The sequence below is a fragment of the Streptomyces sp. NPDC020845 genome (genome assembly GCF_044334165.1).
Lineage (GTDB): Bacteria > Actinomycetota > Actinomycetes > Streptomycetales > Streptomycetaceae > Streptomyces.
In genome coordinates this window covers 302,739-319,532 of record NZ_JBIRSJ010000015.1, presented here as the reverse complement: position 1 = coordinate 319,532, position 16,794 = coordinate 302,739, and the positions used below count along the sequence as shown (strand labels likewise).

The 16,794-nt window shown below is 72.2% G+C and carries 20 protein-coding genes and 1 riboswitch; of the genes, 9 read left to right on the top strand and 11 right to left on the bottom strand.

The window, feature by feature from the left end; translation table 11 throughout:
• Nucleotides 1-156: 156 nt before the first annotated feature.
• Complete coding sequence (upp, locus tag ACH4U7_RS37050; protein WP_014177804.1) at nucleotides 157-792, top strand: uracil phosphoribosyltransferase; 636 nt, start codon at nucleotides 157-159, stop codon at nucleotides 790-792.
• Nucleotides 793-866: 74 nt separating this feature from the next.
• Here the strand turns inward: upp and ACH4U7_RS37045 are convergent, their stop codons facing one another.
• The 4 genes from ACH4U7_RS37045 to ACH4U7_RS37030 all read right to left on the bottom strand — a co-directional run bounded on the left by ACH4U7_RS37045 (nucleotide 867) and on the right by ACH4U7_RS37030 (nucleotide 3,000).
• Nucleotides 867-1,559, bottom strand: coding sequence for a LytR C-terminal domain-containing protein (locus ACH4U7_RS37045; RefSeq protein WP_398532159.1), 693 nt, complete (start codon nucleotides 1,557-1,559; stop codon nucleotides 867-869).
• Nucleotides 1,560-1,695: 136 nt separating this feature from the next.
• Nucleotides 1,696-1,992, bottom strand: a complete 297-nt coding sequence (locus ACH4U7_RS37040) for a type II toxin-antitoxin system VapB family antitoxin (protein ID WP_003986294.1) — start codon at nucleotides 1,990-1,992, stop codon at nucleotides 1,696-1,698.
• 175 nt (nucleotides 1,993-2,167) lie between these two features.
• A riboswitch (TPP riboswitch) is annotated at nucleotides 2,168-2,384 on the top strand.
• 47 nt (nucleotides 2,385-2,431) lie between these two features.
• Nucleotides 2,432-2,599 carry a hypothetical protein gene (locus ACH4U7_RS37035; protein ID WP_398532158.1) on the bottom strand — a complete coding sequence of 56 codons (168 nt, stop codon included), beginning with the start codon at nucleotides 2,597-2,599 and terminating at the stop codon, nucleotides 2,432-2,434.
• A gap of 44 nt (nucleotides 2,600-2,643) precedes the next feature.
• On the bottom strand, nucleotides 2,644-3,000 hold the full coding sequence (locus ACH4U7_RS37030) for a PRC-barrel domain-containing protein (RefSeq protein WP_043490772.1): 357 nt from the start codon (nucleotides 2,998-3,000) through the stop codon (nucleotides 2,644-2,646).
• Between the two features lie 183 nt (nucleotides 3,001-3,183).
• On the opposite strand from ACH4U7_RS37030, the gene ACH4U7_RS37025 reads away from it, so the two are divergent.
• Nucleotides 3,184-4,743, top strand: coding sequence for a DUF2867 domain-containing protein (locus tag ACH4U7_RS37025; RefSeq protein WP_398532157.1), 1,560 nt, complete (start codon nucleotides 3,184-3,186; stop codon nucleotides 4,741-4,743).
• Between the two features lie 30 nt (nucleotides 4,744-4,773).
• Nucleotides 4,774-6,252, top strand: a complete 1,479-nt coding sequence (locus ACH4U7_RS37020) for a cryptochrome/photolyase family protein (RefSeq protein WP_398532156.1) — start codon at nucleotides 4,774-4,776, stop codon at nucleotides 6,250-6,252.
• A gap of 22 nt (nucleotides 6,253-6,274) precedes the next feature.
• Here the strand turns inward: ACH4U7_RS37020 and ACH4U7_RS37015 are convergent, their stop codons facing one another.
• The 7 genes from ACH4U7_RS37015 to ACH4U7_RS36985 form a co-directional block, all read right to left on the bottom strand.
• Nucleotides 6,275-7,531 (bottom strand): cytochrome P450, encoded by a 1,257-nt coding sequence (locus ACH4U7_RS37015; RefSeq protein WP_398532155.1) that lies wholly within the window; start codon nucleotides 7,529-7,531, stop codon nucleotides 6,275-6,277.
• A gap of 30 nt (nucleotides 7,532-7,561) precedes the next feature.
• Nucleotides 7,562-8,992: an NAD(P)/FAD-dependent oxidoreductase gene (locus ACH4U7_RS37010; protein ID WP_398532154.1), complete on the bottom strand. Its 1,431-nt coding sequence runs from the start codon at nucleotides 8,990-8,992 to the stop codon at nucleotides 7,562-7,564.
• The gene (locus ACH4U7_RS37005) at nucleotides 8,979-9,257 is read right to left on the bottom strand and encodes a ferredoxin (protein ID WP_398532153.1); all 279 of its coding nucleotides are present in this window, start codon (nucleotides 9,255-9,257) and stop codon (nucleotides 8,979-8,981) included. Before ACH4U7_RS37005 ends, ACH4U7_RS37010 begins: the two co-directional genes overlap by 14 nt.
• A gap of 130 nt (nucleotides 9,258-9,387) precedes the next feature.
• The gene (locus ACH4U7_RS37000; protein ID WP_398532152.1) at nucleotides 9,388-10,524 is read right to left on the bottom strand and encodes a polyprenyl synthetase family protein; all 1,137 of its coding nucleotides are present in this window, start codon (nucleotides 10,522-10,524) and stop codon (nucleotides 9,388-9,390) included.
• The gene (locus ACH4U7_RS36995) at nucleotides 10,521-11,657 is read right to left on the bottom strand and encodes a tetratricopeptide repeat protein (RefSeq protein ID WP_398532151.1); all 1,137 of its coding nucleotides are present in this window, start codon (nucleotides 11,655-11,657) and stop codon (nucleotides 10,521-10,523) included. The genes ACH4U7_RS37000 and ACH4U7_RS36995 overlap by 4 nt, the downstream gene beginning before the upstream one ends.
• Nucleotides 11,658-12,257: 600 nt before the next feature.
• Nucleotides 12,258-12,734: a hypothetical protein gene (locus ACH4U7_RS36990; protein WP_398532150.1), complete on the bottom strand. Its 477-nt coding sequence runs from the start codon at nucleotides 12,732-12,734 to the stop codon at nucleotides 12,258-12,260.
• Between the two features lie 23 nt (nucleotides 12,735-12,757).
• Nucleotides 12,758-14,014, bottom strand: a complete 1,257-nt coding sequence (locus ACH4U7_RS36985; protein WP_398532149.1) for a helix-turn-helix domain-containing protein — start codon at nucleotides 14,012-14,014, stop codon at nucleotides 12,758-12,760.
• Between the two features lie 159 nt (nucleotides 14,015-14,173).
• On the opposite strand from ACH4U7_RS36985, the gene ACH4U7_RS36980 reads away from it, so the two are divergent.
• The 6 genes from ACH4U7_RS36980 (at nucleotide 14,174) to ACH4U7_RS36955 (ending at nucleotide 16,789) form a co-directional block, all read left to right on the top strand.
• The gene (locus ACH4U7_RS36980; protein ID WP_398532148.1) at nucleotides 14,174-14,590 is read left to right on the top strand and encodes a hypothetical protein; all 417 of its coding nucleotides are present in this window, start codon (nucleotides 14,174-14,176) and stop codon (nucleotides 14,588-14,590) included.
• A complete protein-coding gene (locus ACH4U7_RS36975) occupies nucleotides 14,587-14,772 on the top strand; it encodes a hypothetical protein (RefSeq protein WP_398532147.1) in 186 nt (61 codons plus the stop codon). The genes ACH4U7_RS36980 and ACH4U7_RS36975 overlap by 4 nt, the downstream gene beginning before the upstream one ends.
• Entirely contained in the window at nucleotides 14,769-14,996 is a 228-nt protein-coding gene (locus ACH4U7_RS36970; protein WP_398532146.1) for a hypothetical protein, read from the top strand. The genes ACH4U7_RS36975 and ACH4U7_RS36970 overlap by 4 nt, the downstream gene beginning before the upstream one ends.
• A 154-nt stretch (nucleotides 14,997-15,150) precedes the next feature.
• A complete protein-coding gene (locus ACH4U7_RS36965) occupies nucleotides 15,151-15,276 on the top strand; it encodes a hypothetical protein (RefSeq protein ID WP_398532145.1) in 126 nt (41 codons plus the stop codon).
• Nucleotides 15,277-15,367: 91 nt separating this feature from the next.
• Nucleotides 15,368-15,883, top strand: coding sequence for a hypothetical protein (locus tag ACH4U7_RS36960; protein ID WP_398532144.1), 516 nt, complete (start codon nucleotides 15,368-15,370; stop codon nucleotides 15,881-15,883).
• A gap of 204 nt (nucleotides 15,884-16,087) precedes the next feature.
• Nucleotides 16,088-16,789: a class I SAM-dependent methyltransferase gene (locus ACH4U7_RS36955; RefSeq protein WP_398532143.1), complete on the top strand. Its 702-nt coding sequence runs from the start codon at nucleotides 16,088-16,090 to the stop codon at nucleotides 16,787-16,789.
• Nucleotides 16,790-16,794 lie beyond the last annotated feature (5 nt).

The window sequence follows — 16,794 nt, the reverse complement described above, 5'->3', positions numbered from 1 at the left end:
CGAAACGGACCGGTAGGGGGACCGTTACGGGCCTCACCAGCGGAACGTCCGACGGCGCGGCACCTGGCGCATCCGGGTTGTCCGACATGCCGCCGGGAGGGCCGGAAGGGCGGCCGGGCGGCGTGGGTGTCGGGGCGCTCGGTTACTGTCGATGCCATGCGGATCCATGTCGTCGACCACCCGCTGGTGGCGCACAAACTCACCACGCTGCGCGACAAGCGCACCGATTCCCCCACCTTCCGGCGGCTCGCCGACGAACTGGTCACCCTGCTCGCCTACGAGGCGACCCGGGACGTGCGCACCGACCAGGTCGACATCGAGACCCCGGTGACGGCGACGACCGGGGTGCGGCTGTCCTATCCGCGCCCCATGGTGGTGCCGATCCTGCGGGCGGGCCTGGGGATGCTGGACGGCATGGTGCGGCTGCTGCCGACCGCCGAGGTCGGCTTCCTGGGCATGATCCGCGACGAGGAGACGCTGCAGGCGTCGACGTATGCGACGCGGATGCCCGAGGACCTCTCCGGCCGTCAGGTGTATGTGCTGGACCCGATGCTGGCGACCGGCGGGACGCTCGTCGCGGCGATCCGGGAGCTGATATCCCGTGGCGCCGACGATGTCACCGCCCTGTGTCTGCTGGCCGCGCCCGAGGGCGTGGAGACCATGGAGCGCGAGCTGGCGGGCGCGCCCGTCACGGTGGTCACCGCGTCGGTCGACGAGCGGCTGAACGAGAGCGGGTACATCGTCCCCGGGCTCGGCGACGCCGGGGACCGGATGTACGGGACGGCCGGCTGAGCGGCCTCACCGGCCTCAGTGGTCTGAGCGGCGCGGCCCGCCGATGAGCCTTTTGAGCGGCGGGCCGGGAGGCGTCAGCAGGTCGGGGCGGAGGACGACGGCTTCGGCGTGGTCAGGGCGGCCATCGCCTTGACGGCGTCCTTCTCCTTGACCAGGTCCTTGAACGCGGTCCCGATGATCAGGTCGACGTCCTTGCCCGAGCGCGCGTCGTTCTTGGTCTGGGCGCCGGCGAGCTGTGTGGCGAGTACGTCGAATGCCCCGAGCTTGCTGCTGGCCGCCGGAGCGCCGAGCAGTATGCCGGGGGCCTTGACCTTCTTGTCGTACGCGGCGGGCGCGTTGCCCACCTTGCCGATTTTGAAGCCTCGTTTCCGCAGCTCGTCGGCAGTGTCCTTGGCCAGCCCGGTGCGCGGGGTGGCGTTGTACACGTTGACGGTGATCTCGGCGGGCTTGGGCAGCGACTTCGGGGCCTGCTGGGCCGTACGCGCGGCCTTGCCGGTCTTGTCGGCCTTGTTCTGGCCCTGGCCCTTGGCGGGCTCGCGTTTGCAGTCCGCCGTGCCCCGCGCCGCGCGCACCGTCTTGTCGTCGTCGCCGCCCGAGAACACGTCGATGAGCTGGAACGTTCCCCAGCCGACCAGGCCGAGGGCGACGACCGTACCCATCGCGGCGAATACGAGCCGACGGCGGCCTCGGGGTCGGCGCATACGCGGGTAACGGTTGCCCGTGATGCGGTACTTTCCGCCCATGCCGGGAGGGGTGAGCATGCTCATAGCCGCAGCGTAGTGCGGCTTGGTGACGATGCCTACTAAATGATCAATGGTTGCCACACAGCCCAACCCGAAAGGGCCAACGGGCCCGTCGGACAGGTGTGCGGCGAGCGGGCGGCGTCGTCCGGTCGTCGGCCGGTCAGCCGAGCTCCAGGACGCGCGCGTGCAGCACCTGGCGCTGCTGGAGCGCGGCGCGCACGGCGCGGTGCAGCCCGTCCTCGAGATACAGATCGCCCTGCCACTTCACGACATGGGCGAAGAGGTCCCCGTAGAACGTCGAGTCCTCCGCGAGCAGCGTCTCGAGGTCGAGCTGCTGCTTCGTGGTGACCAGTTGGTCAAGACGTACCGGGCGTGGGGCGACATCCGCCCACTGGCGGGTGCTTTCCCGGCCGTGGTCGGGGTACGGCCGACCGTTTCCGATGCGCTTGAAGATCACACGGAAAGCCTACCGGGCAAGCGGCACCCGGCGCAGCCAAGGCGCGGGAGTGCCGGGCCCGTTCCTGGGGCCGCCCCGAGGGGGCAGTGAAGCGAAAAAGTCGGCAAATAAGGAAAAAATGTTTGAACGGGACTAGTCGTGCAGAAGGTGCGGGAGTAACGTAAATAACAGCCTGCGGGGCGAGCGAGGGAGCTCGACCGGAGACACGTTCGGGAAAGAGGACGTCGGTACTCCAGGAAGAAGGACTTCGGTTCTTCGGAACGGAGAGGTTCTCCGGAGAGGACGCGTCCTAGATGGTCGGGCTGAGAGGCCGGAAGGTCGGGGAGACCGGAAGGCGACCTCCAAAACCTGATCCGGACAATGCCGGCGAAGGGAGCCCACCTCGCAGGTTTTGTCCTGCCCGGGTCCGGCTGTCCCGGGTCTGGCTGGATGAGAAGCGTCAGCGGACCGGGCGCCTGCCGCTGTGGCGCAGCTGTGTGCCGAGGAAGACCATGTCGGCGAGGAAGACGACCGCGCCGATGATCAGCAGGTAGAGCAGCCCGCTGACGACCGCGCCGGTGATCCCCAGGGCGACGGCCGCCAGGAGCAGCAGCAGGAACAGCGCCATCTCATCCTCTCCTGCTCGAAGTGCGCAGAGTGCGGCCAGAGTGCTCAGGGGCGGGCCAGCCGCCGCTCACCGCCGGCGCCCGGCTGATAGCTCAGCTCGTAGTGTTTGAAGACCGCCTCTTCCTCGGTGGCGGGCAGCACGTCATCGGTTCCGATGGACGGGGCGTCCCGCACCAGGTTCTTGGGATACGTGACCTTGAGGTAGTCCGGGCCCACCTTCGCGCCGTCGAGCGGTACGAACACCAGTCGCCGTCGGGTCGGCATGCCGACCGTGATCGTCGCGAACGCGGGTTCATCGGTGGCGGTGTCCACGTAAATCGACTCCAACGTGCCGATCTTGCGGCTGGAGCTGTCCACCACGTCATGGTCGCGCCATTTTCGGATGTCGTCGGCCTCGAACACCGTGCCCTCCAAACATCGCTTGCTCTCATCCTCCGACGGCCTTCGGCGGGCGGCCACTCCACGCGCCCGGCGGTTGCGCCGCCCGGTGGAGGCCCGGAGCATGGCTTGGGGGAGGCCATGGAGCCGCGCAGCCGCGCGGTCATCGGTTACCGGTCACGGAGTCTTGCAGTCACGGAGTCCGGCATGGCAGATCACCGCAATCTCGACCCGTCGTCCGCGTCGTCCGCGTCGTCCCCGTCATCCCCGCCGCCGCGCTGCCTGGTCACCGGGGCGACCGGCTACATCGGCAGCAGACTGGTGCCCGAACTGCTGGCGGCCGGGCATCCGGTGCGCTGCCTGGTCCGCTCGCCCGACAAGCTGCGTCGGCAGCCCTGGGCGGAGCGGGTGGGGCAGGCGCGCGGGGACGTCCTGGACGCGCGGTCCGTACGGGCGGCGATGGAGGGCGTGGACGTCGCGTACTACCTGGTGCACTCGCTCGGGACCGGCCCCGGCTTCGAGGAGACCGACCGCCGGGCGGCCCGGAACTTCGGGGAACAGGCGCGCGCCGCCGGGGTCCGGCGGATCGTCTACCTCGGCGGGCTGACCCCGTCCGGGGTGCCCGAGCGCGATCTGTCGCCCCATCTGCGCTCGCGGGCCGAGGTGGGCCGCGTGCTGCTGGCGTCGGGGGTGCCCACGGCCGCACTGCGGGCCGGTGTGATCATCGGCTCGGGTTCGGCTTCGTTCGAGATGCTGCGCCATCTGACCGAACGGCTCCCGGTGATGGTCACCCCGCGCTGGGTGCGCACCCGGACCCAGCCGATCGCCGTCCGCGACGTGCTCCGGCTGCTGGTGGGCTGCGCCCGACTGCCGTACGAGGTGAACCGCGCCTTCGACATCGGCGGGCCGGACGTGGTCACCTACCGCGACATGATGCGGCGGTACGCGGCCGTCGCCGGGCTGCCGCGGCGGCTGGTGATCCCCGTGCCGGTGCTCACCCCACGCCTCTCCAGCCTGTGGGTCGGCCTGGTCACGCCCGTACCGGGCGCCCTCGCCCGCCCGCTGGTGGAGTCGCTGCGGCATGAAGTGGTCTGCGGGGAGGGGGACATCGCTCGCTATGTGCCGATGCCTTCGGAGGGTTCTTCGGACGGTGCCCTGAACGGTTCCCCGGACGGCCCACTCCCCCTGGACCAGGCGCTACGGCTGGCACTGCGGTCGCATGCGGCGCAGCCCGAGCCGATGCCCGAGCCGAGCGATCCGCTGCCGACGGACCCGCCCTGGGCGGGCGGCAGCCGCCGCGTCGACCACCGCGAGCGGGTGGTGGACGCGGCGCCGGAGGAACTTTGGCAGGCGGTGGAGGGGATCGCGCGCGGGGAGCGCTGGCAGTCCCTGCCGCCCGCCTGGGCGCTGCGCGGCTGGCTGGACACGGTGGTCGGCCGGGTGGGTCTGCACCTGGGCCGCCGGGAGGCCGCGCCGCTGCGGGCCGGGGACCGGCTGCGCTTCTGGCGGGTGGAGGAGGTGGAGCCGCGGCGGCGGCTGCGGCTGCGGTCCGAGCTGCCGCTGCCCGGACCGGCCTGGCTGGAGATCTCGGTGGGCGAGGACGGGGCGGGCGGCGCGGTGTACCGGCAGCACGCCGTCTTCGAGCCGCACGGGCTGACCGGCCGACTCTGCGGCTGGGGCGGCGCGGCCTGCGGCGGTCTGGTCTTCGACGGCATGGCCCGGAACGTCGCCGCCCGGGCCGAGGCGCACGCGGCCGTGCCCGGCTGAGCGGCCGGTTGAGCGGGGTGGTGAGTGCCGGTGCGTGTGAGCGTCGCCCTGTTCACCGCGGATCTGCGGGTGCACGACAACCCAGTGCTGGACGGCGCGCTGCGGGAGGCGGAGAGCGTGGTGCCGCTGTTCGTCGTCGATTCCGGGATACGGGACGCGGATTTCGTCGTGCCCAACAGGGTCGCCTTTCTCGCCGACTGCCTCGCCGACCTCGACGCGGCGCTGCGGGCGCGCGGTGGACGGCTGGTGGTCCAGCGGGGCGAGGTGGTCCAGGAGACCTGCCGGGTCGCGGCGCGCGTCGGGGCCGGGGCGGTGCACGTGGCGGGCGGCGCGAGCGGTTACGCGGCGCGGCGCGAGGCGCGGCTGCGCGCGGCGCTGGCGCGCGAGCGGCGAGAGCTACGGGTCCACGAGGGCGCGGTGACGGTGGTCGCGCCCGGTGTGCTCGTGCCTTCGGGCAGCGGCCGCGGTGCGTCGGGCGTTGGGCGCGGCGAGTCGGGCGAGGGGGGTCGCCTGCCGGGCGATGGCCGGGGTGAGTCGGCCGAGGACCACGGCACCTCGGGCGGAACCCTGCGCAAGGACCACTTCGCGGTGTTCACCCCGTACTACCGCCGCTGGCGGAGCGAGCCGTGGCGCGCCCCGCTCCGGGCGCCGCGTGTGGTTCGAGTGCCCTCGGTCCGGTCCGTCGCCCTGCCCACCGCGGCGTCCCTGGCCCCGGGCGCGGCCTCACCCGATCTGCCCGCCGGGGGTGAGACGGCGGCCCGTCGCAGGTTGCGGCGGTGGGCGGCGGGGCCGCTGGCGGACTACGCCGGGCGGCAGGACGACCTGGCCGGGGACGCCACGTCCCGGCTCTCCCCCTATCTGCACTTCGGCTGTCTGTCGCCGGTGGAGGTGGCGCGCCGGGCGCTGGATGCGGGGGGTCCGGGGGCCGAGGCGTTCGTACGTCAGCTGGCCTGGCGGGACTTCCACTACCAGGTGCTGGCCGCGCGCCCGGACGCCGCCCACCGCGACTACCGCCCGCGGTACGACCGCTGGCGCCACGACGCGGACGAGGTCGCGGCCTGGTGCGCGGGGCTGACCGGCTATCCGGTTGTGGACGCGGCGATGCGCCAGCTGATGCAGGAGGGCTGGATGCCGGGCCGGGCGCGGCTGGTGGCGGCGAGCTTTCTGGCGAAGACCCTGTACATCGACTGGCGCACCGGAGCGCGGCATTTCCTCGCGCTGCTGGTGGACGGCGATATCGCGAACAACCAGCTCAACTGGCAGTGGGTGGCCGGCACCGGCACCGACACCCGCCCCAACCGGATTCTCAACCCGCTGACCCAGGCGCTGCGCCACGACCCCGAAGGGGAGTACGTACGCCGCTGGGTGCCCGAACTCGCCGCCGTCGAGGGCCCGGCCGTGCACCGCCCCTGGCGGCTGCCCGGCCCGGTCCGCGCCGCCCTCGCCTACCCCGACCCGATCGTGGACCTCGCCGAGGCGGCGGACCGCTTCAGACGCGGCCGTGGCTGAAGCGCATGCGCCAGCGCCGCGTTCAGGGTTCCCGGGCCGGGCGTACGCCGTCGAATCCGACGGGCAGGTGGCGCGGGCCGCGCAGCACCGCGTTGTGGCGGTACGGGGGCGGGTCCTCCAGGAGCCGGGGGTTCTCCAGCCGGCGGGCGAGTTCGGCCAGCGCGATCTGGCCTTCCAGCCGGGCCAGCGGCGCGCCGTAGCAGATGTGGATGCCGCTGCCGAAGCCCAGGTGCTGGTTGTCCTTGCGGTCCGGGTCGAACCGGTCGGGGTCGGGGAAGCGCTTCGGGTCGCGGTTGCCGGAGGCCAGGACCAGCCAGATGGCCGCCCCCTTGGGGATGGTGACGCCCGCGATGTCGATATCGGTGAGCGGGGTGCGCTGCGGCAGCAGTTGGACCGGGGGGTCGTAGCGCAGCACCTCTTCCACCAGCGGGACGGCCAGGCGTGAGTCGTCGTGCAGCCGCTTGAGGACGTCCTGGTGGCGCAGCAGGGTCAGCATTCCGTTGGCGATCAGGTTGACGGTCGTCTCGTGCCCGGCGATCAGCAGCAGTACGGCGGTGCTGACCAGTTCGGCGTGGCTCATCCGGCCGTCCGGGCCGTCCCCGTGGATGAGTGAGGAGAGCATGTCCTCGCCCGGTGCGCGGCGGCGGTCCTCGATCAGCTCGGACAGGTACATGCCCAGCTCGACACGGGCCTGCCGGACGGCCCGGCGCCGGTCGGCGATGTTCGCGTCCGCGGCGGCGGGGTCGAGGCTGGTGAGCATGGTGTCGGCCCAGGCGTGGAAGAGCGGTTCGTCGGCGCGGGGCACCCCCAGCAGCCGGCAGATCACGGTCACCGGGAAGGGGTACGCGAAGTCGTCGACCAGGTCGGCCCGGTCCCGGCCCTCGAAGTCGTCGATGAGGTCGGTGACGATCCGGGCGAGCTCGCCGCGCATGTCGTGGATCCGCCGCGGGGTGTGCGGCGGCCCGAAGGAGTACGTCGCGATCCGGCGCAGCCGGTCGTGCTCGGGCGGGTCGAGCCGCAGAAAGCTCGGCGGCAGGGTCGGATCGTCCGCCTCCTCGGTCACGGCGAGCGCGGCGGCGGCGTCCGGGTCGAGGTTACGGGGGTCGGAGCTGATCCGCGGGTCGTGCAGCAGGCCGTGGATCTCCCAGTACGTGCTGACGAGGTACGGGCCGCCCTCGTCCCGCAGCACGGGCGTCTTCCGCAGTTCGGCGTAGAGGGGGTAGGGGTCGGCGCGGTTGGCGGGGTCGGTGATCTTCCGCAGATATGTGCCGTACGTCATGACGGAGGGTCCTTCCGGGTGGCGGGCCCGTCAGGCCCGGGCGGGGGTGAAGACGATCCGCCGTTCGGTCGGCGAGTAGCCGCTGAGGGTCACGGTCGGGCCGTGGGACGGCAGGGAGGGGTCGGGGAATCCGGCGGGCACCGGACGCAGTCCGTCGGGCCGGCGGTCCACGGAGCGGAAGGGCGGCGGGAAGGGCGCGGCCGTCTCGATCTGCTGCCGGTAGAAGTCCAGCCACTTGGCCTGGTCGAAGGTGACGGCGGCGACGACGCGGCCCTGGCAGCCGTAGACGCCGGCGAAGCTGTGCTCGGCCAGCGACCCCTGGGCGATGAGGATTTCCTCGCCCATCGAGGGCACCCCGACCGACTTGATGTTCACCCCGAACTGCGACGACCAGAAGGCGGGGACCCACAGGTGGGGGCGGCGGTCCGGGCCGGGGCTGATCATGTTGTGCGCCGCGACCTCGGCCTGCGCGACGGCGTTGCCCCAGTGGTCGAGGGACAGGAACTGATAGCCGAAGAGCGGATGCGGGGCCCGGGCGACGTCCCCGGCCGCGAACACGTCGTCGGTGACCAGGCCCCGGACGTCGAACGCCCGGCACCCGGCGTCGCATGCGACGCCCCGGGGCCCGGCGCCGAGCCCCGACCCGTCCAGCCACTCGGTGTTGCGGACGGCGCCGAGCGCGACCACGGCCAGGTCCGCGTCGAGGGCGGTGCCGTCGGACAGATGGGCGCGTCGCAGCCGCCCCGCCGCGTCGCCCTCCAGCGCGGTGACCATGACCGAGCAGCGCAGATCGACGCCGTGCTCCCGCTGCAGCTCCGCCGCGACCTGGCCGATCACCCCGCCCAGGGCGCCCACCAGCGGTGCCGGGCCGCGTTCGGCGACGGTGACGGGCAGCCCCAACTCCCGGCAGGCGGACGCGATCTCCGAACCGGTGAATCCCGCGCCGATGACCAGCACCCGCCGGGGCCCGGCCATCAGCCGCCGCCCCAGCCGTTCCGCGTCCCGGCGGGTACGCAGGACGAAGACGCCGTCGAGTTCGGCTTCGGCGGGGTGCGGCCAGGGGCGGGAGCGGGCGCCGGTGGTGATCAGCAGCCGGTCGTACGGCACCTCGTCGCCGTCGGCCAGGCGCACCCGGCGGGCCGTCAGGTCCAGCCCGGTGGCGGCGGTCCGCAGGCGCCAGTGGGCCCGGATCGCCCGGCGCCGGGGCAGCGTGGTGCGGTCCGCGGCCGCGCCGCCCACCAGCACCTGCTTGGACAGCGGCGGGCGGTCGTACGGCCGGTCGGGCTCGTCGCCGATGATCGTGAGCGAACCGGCGAAGCCCTCCTCGCGCAGGGTCTCCGCGGCCCGCAGCCCGGCCAGGGAGGCGCCGACGATGACGATCCGCCCCTCGCGCCGCAGCCGCGCCAGGCTGTCGTCGGGGCGGCGGGCGCTGCTCGCGCCGCGTTCGTCAGTGGTGGACATCGAAGGCTGCCGGGAGCGGGGCGCCCGTCATGTCGTCGGCCACGTCGTCCATTGCGTCGTCGATCACGTCGTCTGTTCGGTCGTCCAGCAGAATCGCCTGGACCGGGCAGGCGGCCACCGCGGCGGCCACCTGCTCACGGCGCGCGTCGTCGACGTAAGGGGTGTACCGCAGTGCCTCCTCCCCTTTCAGGGAGAACACGTCCGGCGCCAGAAAGACGCACTGCGCGTACCCCTGGCAACGGTTGAGATCGACGACAAGCCTCATCGGGCCCCGTCCTTCCACACCTGTCCTTCCTCACCGGCTCAGCGGTCTTCTCCCCGGCCAGCATGGGTGAGGCGGCCCGGCGCCGCGCGCACAGCGGGCCAAAGGGGTGGCTGTCCGTCATACCGGACCGTTACAGCGCGCGGTCGACGAGGAACGGCAGCAGGGCCAGGAGTTCGGCGGCCGCGGTCGGGGCCAGCGGGACGGAGGCCAGCTGGGCGCGGGCGGCGTCCAGGTGGTGGTGGGCCTCGGCGAGGGTGGCGGCCCGCCCGCACGCCTCTTCGACGAGTTCGGCGGCGCGGTGGACGGCCGCGTCGTCCGGGATGGTGTCCGGCGCGTCGGCGTCCGGGGAGGCGCTGAGGAGCGCGGCGAGTTCGCGGGCGGCCGGGCCGTCGGCGGCCAGGGCAGCCAGCACGGGCAGCGTCTTCTTCCTCCGGCGCAGATCGCCGTGCACGGGCTTGCCCGTGACGCGCGGATCGCCCCATATGCCGAGCAGATCGTCCACGGCCTGGAAGGCCACCCCGACGTGGCGCCCGGCCCGGTCCAGCGCGGTGACGACCGGCTCCGGAGCGCCCGCGAGCTGGGCGCCGAGCGCCGCGGCGCAGCCCAGCAGCGCCCCGGTCTTGCCCTCGGCCATCGCACGGTATTCGGCGGTGCGGACCGCGTCGGGGCCGGTCCAGGGGCGGGACTCGAACAGCAGATCCTCCGCCTGGCCGCGCACCAGGTCGCCCAGCGCCCCCGACAGCTGCCGGATCGCCGCGCCGCCGTGCGGGCTCTGCGACTCGGCGAGCGTCTGCACCGCGAGGGCGAACAGCGCGTCCCCGGCCAGAACGGCCGGGCCGGTGCCGTACGCCTTCCATACGGAAGCGCGCCGGCGCCGGGTCTCGTCGCCGTCCATGATGTCGTCGTGCAGAAGTGAGAAGGCGTGGACCAGCTCCACGGCGACCGCCCCGGCGACCGCGGTCGCCCCGGGCGCGCCCGCCGCCTCCGCGCCGAGCACGGCCAGGGCCTGGCGTACGCCCTTGCCGCCGCTCTTGCCGCCACCGGGCCGTCCGGCGGCCGGGGTGCCGCCCACCTCACACCAGCCGAAGGAGAAGGCGGCCATCTCGCCCGGGTACGGATGGAGCCGTTCCACGGCCGCGGTCAGCGCGGGGAGTACGAGGCTCCGGCAGCGGGCGAGGGTGTGCGACGCGGAAGCGGGGGCGAGGGCGGGTGGGGTGGTGGTCGGGTGCGGGAGCGGGGGCGCGGGTGCGGTGAGGGGCGCGGTCATCGGACGGCCACCGCCTCTTGGACCTCTCGTGCGCTGGGTATGGCGGGTGCGCCGGGCGTGGCGGGTGCGCCGGGCGTGGCGGCGGTGGGTGCGGGGTGCGTGGTGAGCCGCGCTATGCCCAGCTCCTCGTAGGCCGCGTCGACCATCTCGCGGGCGTGCCGCAGCCCGATGCGGTCCAGTTCCCGCCGCAGGTCGTCCAGTTCCGCGGCGGTGAGCGCCGGGTCCTGCCCCAGCCGGGCGAGCGTCTTGGCCAGCCCCAGGCGGGACAGCGCCGTGCCGCGCGGCTCGCTCATGGCGCGGAACTCGGCCAGCGCCGTCTCGTAGCACTCCCGGGCGGGCACGTAACGGCCGGCGCGGAAGAGGACGTTGCCGCGCATCTTGAGGTTGTAGGCCAGCGCGCTGGTCAGCTTCATCTCGCGGCAGACGAGCTCCGCCTCGGACAGCAGTGCCAGGGCCCGGTCCACGTCCTTGTCCCGCAGGGACACGATGTCGGCCATGCCGCGCAGCGCCCACGCCCGGCCGCGCTGGTCGTCGGCCTGCGCGGCGATGGCGGCGGCCTCCTCGAACATCGCGAAGGCAGTGTCGTACGAGCCGGTGTTCCGGTGGATCTGGGCGATGCCCTCCAACGCCCAGACGGTGTGCCGGGCCTCGCCGCGCTTGCGGGCCTCGGCGAGCAGCTGCTCGTGGAGGGCGTGCACGGCCTCGTAGTCGCCCTGGATGCGGCCGGTCTCCGCGAGCCCGGCCAGCGAGTAGCCCCGGGCCACCACGTCGTCGCCGCGCTTGCCCAGCTCGGCGGCGAGGGCGAGCAGCCGGCGGGCCAGGGCGAGCGAGCCCCGCTGCCGGGCGAGGGTGCCGCCGCTCCACACCGCCCATGCCATCGCACCGACGTCACCGGCCGAGCGGGCGGCGCGGTAGCTCGCCTTCCAGGCGCGGTCGGCCTCCTCGACATGGCCCAGACGGCGGTGCGCCTCCGCCACGGCGAGCCCCGAGCGCGCGGCCTCCCGCTGGGAGCCCGCCTGTTCGGCGGCGCGCAGCCGGTCGGTCCCCTCGGCGAGGACGTCGGTCAGGGAGGAGTTCACCGAGAGGGAACTGAGGGCGCCTTGGTATTCGGGAGCCAATGCCTTGGCGTACATGGACGAGCCTTTCTGACGTGCCGGCAGTGCCGGGTGGTCTTGAACGGCTCGGACTATACACGGCATGTATAAACACGGTGTATAGATGGCTCTGAGGGCGGATCTGCCTTCGCCCAGTGCGCGAGGTACTCAAACGCGGTGCGTCACCCGCGTCCAGCGCGCCCTGCACAACGGCGGGCGTATCGCCGAGCAGAACAGCCTGTGCCGGGAGGACCTGGGCACGTTTGAGAGCGGTACGCACCAGCTCCGGTCGTCCGTCGGCATCCTCCCCGAAGGCACCGATCGTGAGGTCCAAGTGGCGGTGGAGGCCGAAGGCGGCCAACTTGACCTCGGCGGCGCGGATATTGCCTGTCACCACCGTCTGCATGATGCCGTCACGTGCCCCCGAGGGCAGCGAGCAACGTCGGCGCGCCGGGGAGGGCGTGCCTACGCTTGCGAAGTTTGTCAGCGCGTCGTATGTGTGCTGTGCCGAGGGGCTGGGCGAAGCGGTCGAATTGACTGCGGTCGTCTTGCAGTCCGTGCAGTTGCAACGTCTCGCGGAGGATGACCGACTCGGTGGACCCGTCGATCTTCGCCTGCTCACGCATGGGCTGGACGCGCTCAGTCCCGAGCAGCGCCCTCCGGCCAGATCACGCGAGTACGGACACCCGTGCGCTCCGCGTAAGCCACGACGTCGGCCGTACCGCCGTACCCGCGGGCCGGCTGCCCGTCCCACACGGCGATCAGCTCATCCACGACGCCCACCAGGATCTCGCTACCAGCCATGTGCGCCTGGGAGTCCGATGCCACCATGCCCGTGCGATGGACTTCCGCCGCTTGGCGCAGGAGCTCGTCATAGGACTGGTGGTGCTCCTCGGGAAGGCCGTCCCGGTACTGCTCTGCGGGCACGACGACCTCCAGCGTTCCCCCAGCTTCCAGGACCATCTCGGCGAACCAGGCGTCAGGGCCGTCGGCGATGCAAGAGACACCGACCAGCGCTTGTGGCGGGTGCCGCTTCACCTCCTCGCGCAAGGCCTCACGGACCAGTTGCTCCGTCTCGGCCGGCAGCCCGCGGTGGCCAGTGATCCCCAGTCGCATATGTCGTTCTCCTTCCACAGTGCTTACAGGTAGATGCCGTGCAGCCGCTCGTCGAAGTCCCTGACAACCCGGGGCGGGGTCGTTGAAGTGCAGGCGCGCCGGAGGCTGCGCGCACGCTCTATGACCCGGCCTGAGCGGTACCGCACCCCCGCTTCAAGTGCTCGCGCAGCCAGCGCGAATGCCCCGTCCAGCCGTCCCTCGGCCATATGCGCCGCGGCTAGGTCAAGCGCAAGCAGGGCACGTTGCTTCTCGTGTCCTGAAGCCAGGGCGGCGGTAGCGGCGTCCTGTGATGCGGAGACCCACTGTGGGATCCCCATTCGCGCGCCACATGTCAATCTGGCCGCCGCCACCTTGCTGGGCGTGAAGCTGAAGACCCAGGGCCAGGGCGGCGGCTGCTCGTCCGGCACGGCCTCCGTATGCCGGGCGGCTTGCTCCAGCACGGCGTCGGCAGTTGCTCGATCCCCTGCTGCCGCGTGCGCGAGTGCTTCGACCGTGCCGAGCCATGCGGAGGCGATGGCCGGTGCATCCTCTCCCAGTTGGCGACGGGCCCGGTGGACGAGGGCGAGCCCCTGGGCAGCGTTCCCGGCGTCGGCCTCGAATCCGGCAAGACTGCCGAGCTGGTATGCGGTGAGCAGCCGATCGCCGGATGCGCGCGCTGCCTCGATGGCTGTGCCGTACCAGGTGCGCGCCGACCCGATGTCGTTCATGTCCCAGGCCAGCCACCCGGCGAGGGAGGCCGCTTCACTGCCCACGGCCGCCAGGCGGGCCCGCTGCTCAGGGGATTCGGCTTCAGCGGTGACGGTCTGGATGAGTCGCAGGTGAGCCAGGACCGGCTCGGAAAGGTGCCGTGATGAGGTGGCGGCGTCCAGGCGCCGGAAGGCTGTAGTGGCAACGCGGAGCGTTGCGGCCTGTCGAGTGTCCGCAGGCTGAGCGTGAAGGGCCGCCAGGGCCGGGGCGGCGGCGATGGCAGCGGTCCCCGCGAGGAAGTTGCGCCGGTGCACGTCGCGCTGTCCGTTCTCGGCGGCATGCGCCGCTGTGTGATCGGCGAGGCCGACCAGACGCGGGGGAATGTGCAGGTGCGTGGCAGCTCTCGCCAGAATGGTCATGTCGTATGAGGCCGTGCCGCGTCCTTCGAGACGAGAGACGGCGGACTGGCTGATTCCGCAGGCGTCGCCGAGCTGACGTTGGGAGACGCGGGCATCACGGCGCGCCAGGCTGACGACCCGCCCGTAGTCGCCTTGGCGGGCGGCGTCCCGAATCCCTTGCGAAGACCAGTTCATATCCACCCCAGTTGGTACCCGAGTCTCACCGTCGCCCGCTGGCTCTATGCGCCAGCCTCATACGCGTATGCGCGTCGCGGGTCAGCATTGGCCGATACAGCATGACGCACGGTTCCGACTCCTCACTACCCGTAACTGGGGAAAGGGGACGTGTGAGTCATGGGTACCGAAGTGCTCCCGTGGACACCGCCGAGCGGCCGCAGTGCACAGCTGCAGCCCGCTGGCCGTTCTTGGGACGTCGTGCGCGTCCCACGCTTCATCGGCGAACCGGTCCTGGAAACGCTCGGCGGAGCCACGGGCGCGGTCATCGAGAACCCCTTCGACGGGGTGCTGTACTGGCTCATCGCTCCCGAGGCGGCCGCCGCATGGGACACGGGCCGACTGCCCAGCATCGAGGTGTGGGGAGCGACTGCCTGCATCGAGGTGCCACCGGTGGCCCGCACGACCGGGCCCGGCGTCCACTGGCGCGTACCGCTCCGGCACGACCGGCACCTCACCGACCCTGCAGCCCTGCTCGCCGCGCTGAAGATCGCGACCAGCGCGGCGCTGGGCCCACGCGAGGAGGCGGTCCGGTGACCGAGTGCTGCTATCGCTGCGACAAGCCCACGCGCGAACCGATCACCGTGCTCCGCGCAGCCGCGTCTGGGCCCGGCTGCCTGCGGCACCTGTGCCCGGACTGCAACCGCCGACAGCCGCACCCGGACGCCGACCTGTACACGGTGCTGGTCACCCTGCAGCGCGAGAGGCACACGACGTGACCGTCCCCGTCGGCACCCGGCGGATGTCCCCGTACTGCTCGCTGTACATCGCCGAGCCCGACACCACGCCTGACGAGATCCACGCATTCTGCAAGGGCCCGGGCGAAGTCCGGTTGACGCCGGTACCGCCTGCCACTCGCGGAGTGCTCATCATGACCGTCCGCTGCGACTGCGACTGCCACAAGGCCGCACCCATCAAGGTCCTGAAGGCAGACGCCCCCTAGACCGGTGGGCTGCTCGGCGGCCCACCCCACAGCCCCTGCCCATCCCAGGCAGGGCCTCGTCCCGGCCTCCCGCTTGCAGGCCACTGGGCCGAGACGAGGACCGCGCAACCAGCGCGGGGACACCCCTGCGCGCACGAACTCACAGGAGGCCCAATTGCGATTACAGCACGCCGTCCGCCGCGACCCGAATGACGGCGACACCATGCCGGACACCGACGCCCCAACACCCGGCGGGCAGACCCCCGGCGACGCGGACGACGGACGCCAGTACGCGAAATAGCCGGCGCCAGGCGCCATAGACAGACGGCGGCCCCGTCCTCAGCCAGCCCCCGCCGCAGGGCGGGGCCGCTCCCCCACGCAGGAGCCCCCTCATGACAGAACCACCCACACCCATGCCCCATCACTGGCACTGCTACCGATGGTCTGGAGAGCGACGTACGTACGACGATGAGTCCACGCGCCGGCCGCCCCATCTCGTCACCCACAACCTCTCGCCTCAGGAGTGGAAGCAGATCGCGGCCGCCAACCCCGCCTTCATGGCGAGCGAGGTACCCCCGCTGGAGGTACCGCACTGGCTGTTGCGCCCTGCCAGAATGATCAAGGCGACCTTCGAGGAGCCGGAGAAAGCCTCGGCCTGGTACCAAGACCAGGTCACCGAATTGACCTCGTCCTTCATGGCCGACCACGACAAGGATCTCGCGCGGCGGGCCGAGCGATTCACAGCCGCGCGGGACCGGCTCGGCTGGGGCGGGGATGTCGTGGGCGGGTGGTATCTGCGGGGTACCGGATTCGCCTCGGTCCAGGTGGTCGCGTGCCGCGCAAATCGGATCCGTCCGACCATCCCGTGCCCTATGCTTCCCCGGCTACCGCTGGGAGGTGCCCCCTGACGCAGCCCTGCAAAAACGCTTGATTTAGAGCAAGCGATTTTTTGGGATGGGGGGATGGCGGCGCCGCAGATCGTGGCCGGGTTCTGGAGGCCGCGTGGAGGTCGGGGGCCCGGCGCTACCCGGGCCCGGCCGACCGGCCGGGCCCCGAGCGCGCCGGAGTGAGATTCCGGCGAACCAGCCCGTCAACAAAACACACCCGCGACGATGGGACGGGTGACGACCACCACCGCAGACCTCTGGCACCACTATGGCCGCGCCCGTGCCGACCGCGACCGGGCCGTCCCCGAGACCTTCCGCTGGATCTGGAGCCATGACACCGGCCCCGGTGCGGAAGTCCTCGGCGACCTGACCGGGCTGTGCGTCGGCGACCTCGGCGCCGGAGCGGCCCGGGATGCCGCGCACCTGGCGACCCGTCATCAGCCCGCCCGGATCGTCGCCGTCGATGGCTCGCCCGCGCAGTGCGCGATGGCCACCGACCTGTACGGCCACCTCGCACCGCGGCTGCGCATCGTGCAGTCCGACGTCGTGACCCATTTGCGCGAGCGGGCCGATACGTATGACGTGCTGTACAGCGTCTTCGGCGCCCTGGACTTCACCGACCCGCGCGAGCTGCTGCCGGTGGCGGCGGCCGCGCTGCGGCCCGGCGGGCGGCTGGTGTTCTCCACCCTCGCCCACTACGTGGGCGGCGCGCCCGCCCAGCCCGATGTCGTGGCCGCCGACATTCCGGCGAAGACACCACAGGGGGAGGCGGCCACAACGCGCCGCTGGGTGCTTCAGGGGCATGTGTGGACCAAGCTGCTCGACGCGGCCGGGTTCACCCGGACCAGCGTCGACGTACTGCCCGCCACCACCGATGGGCCGCGCGCCGCCGCCACGCTGCTGGTGACCACATACCGCCCGTCCTGAGCGTC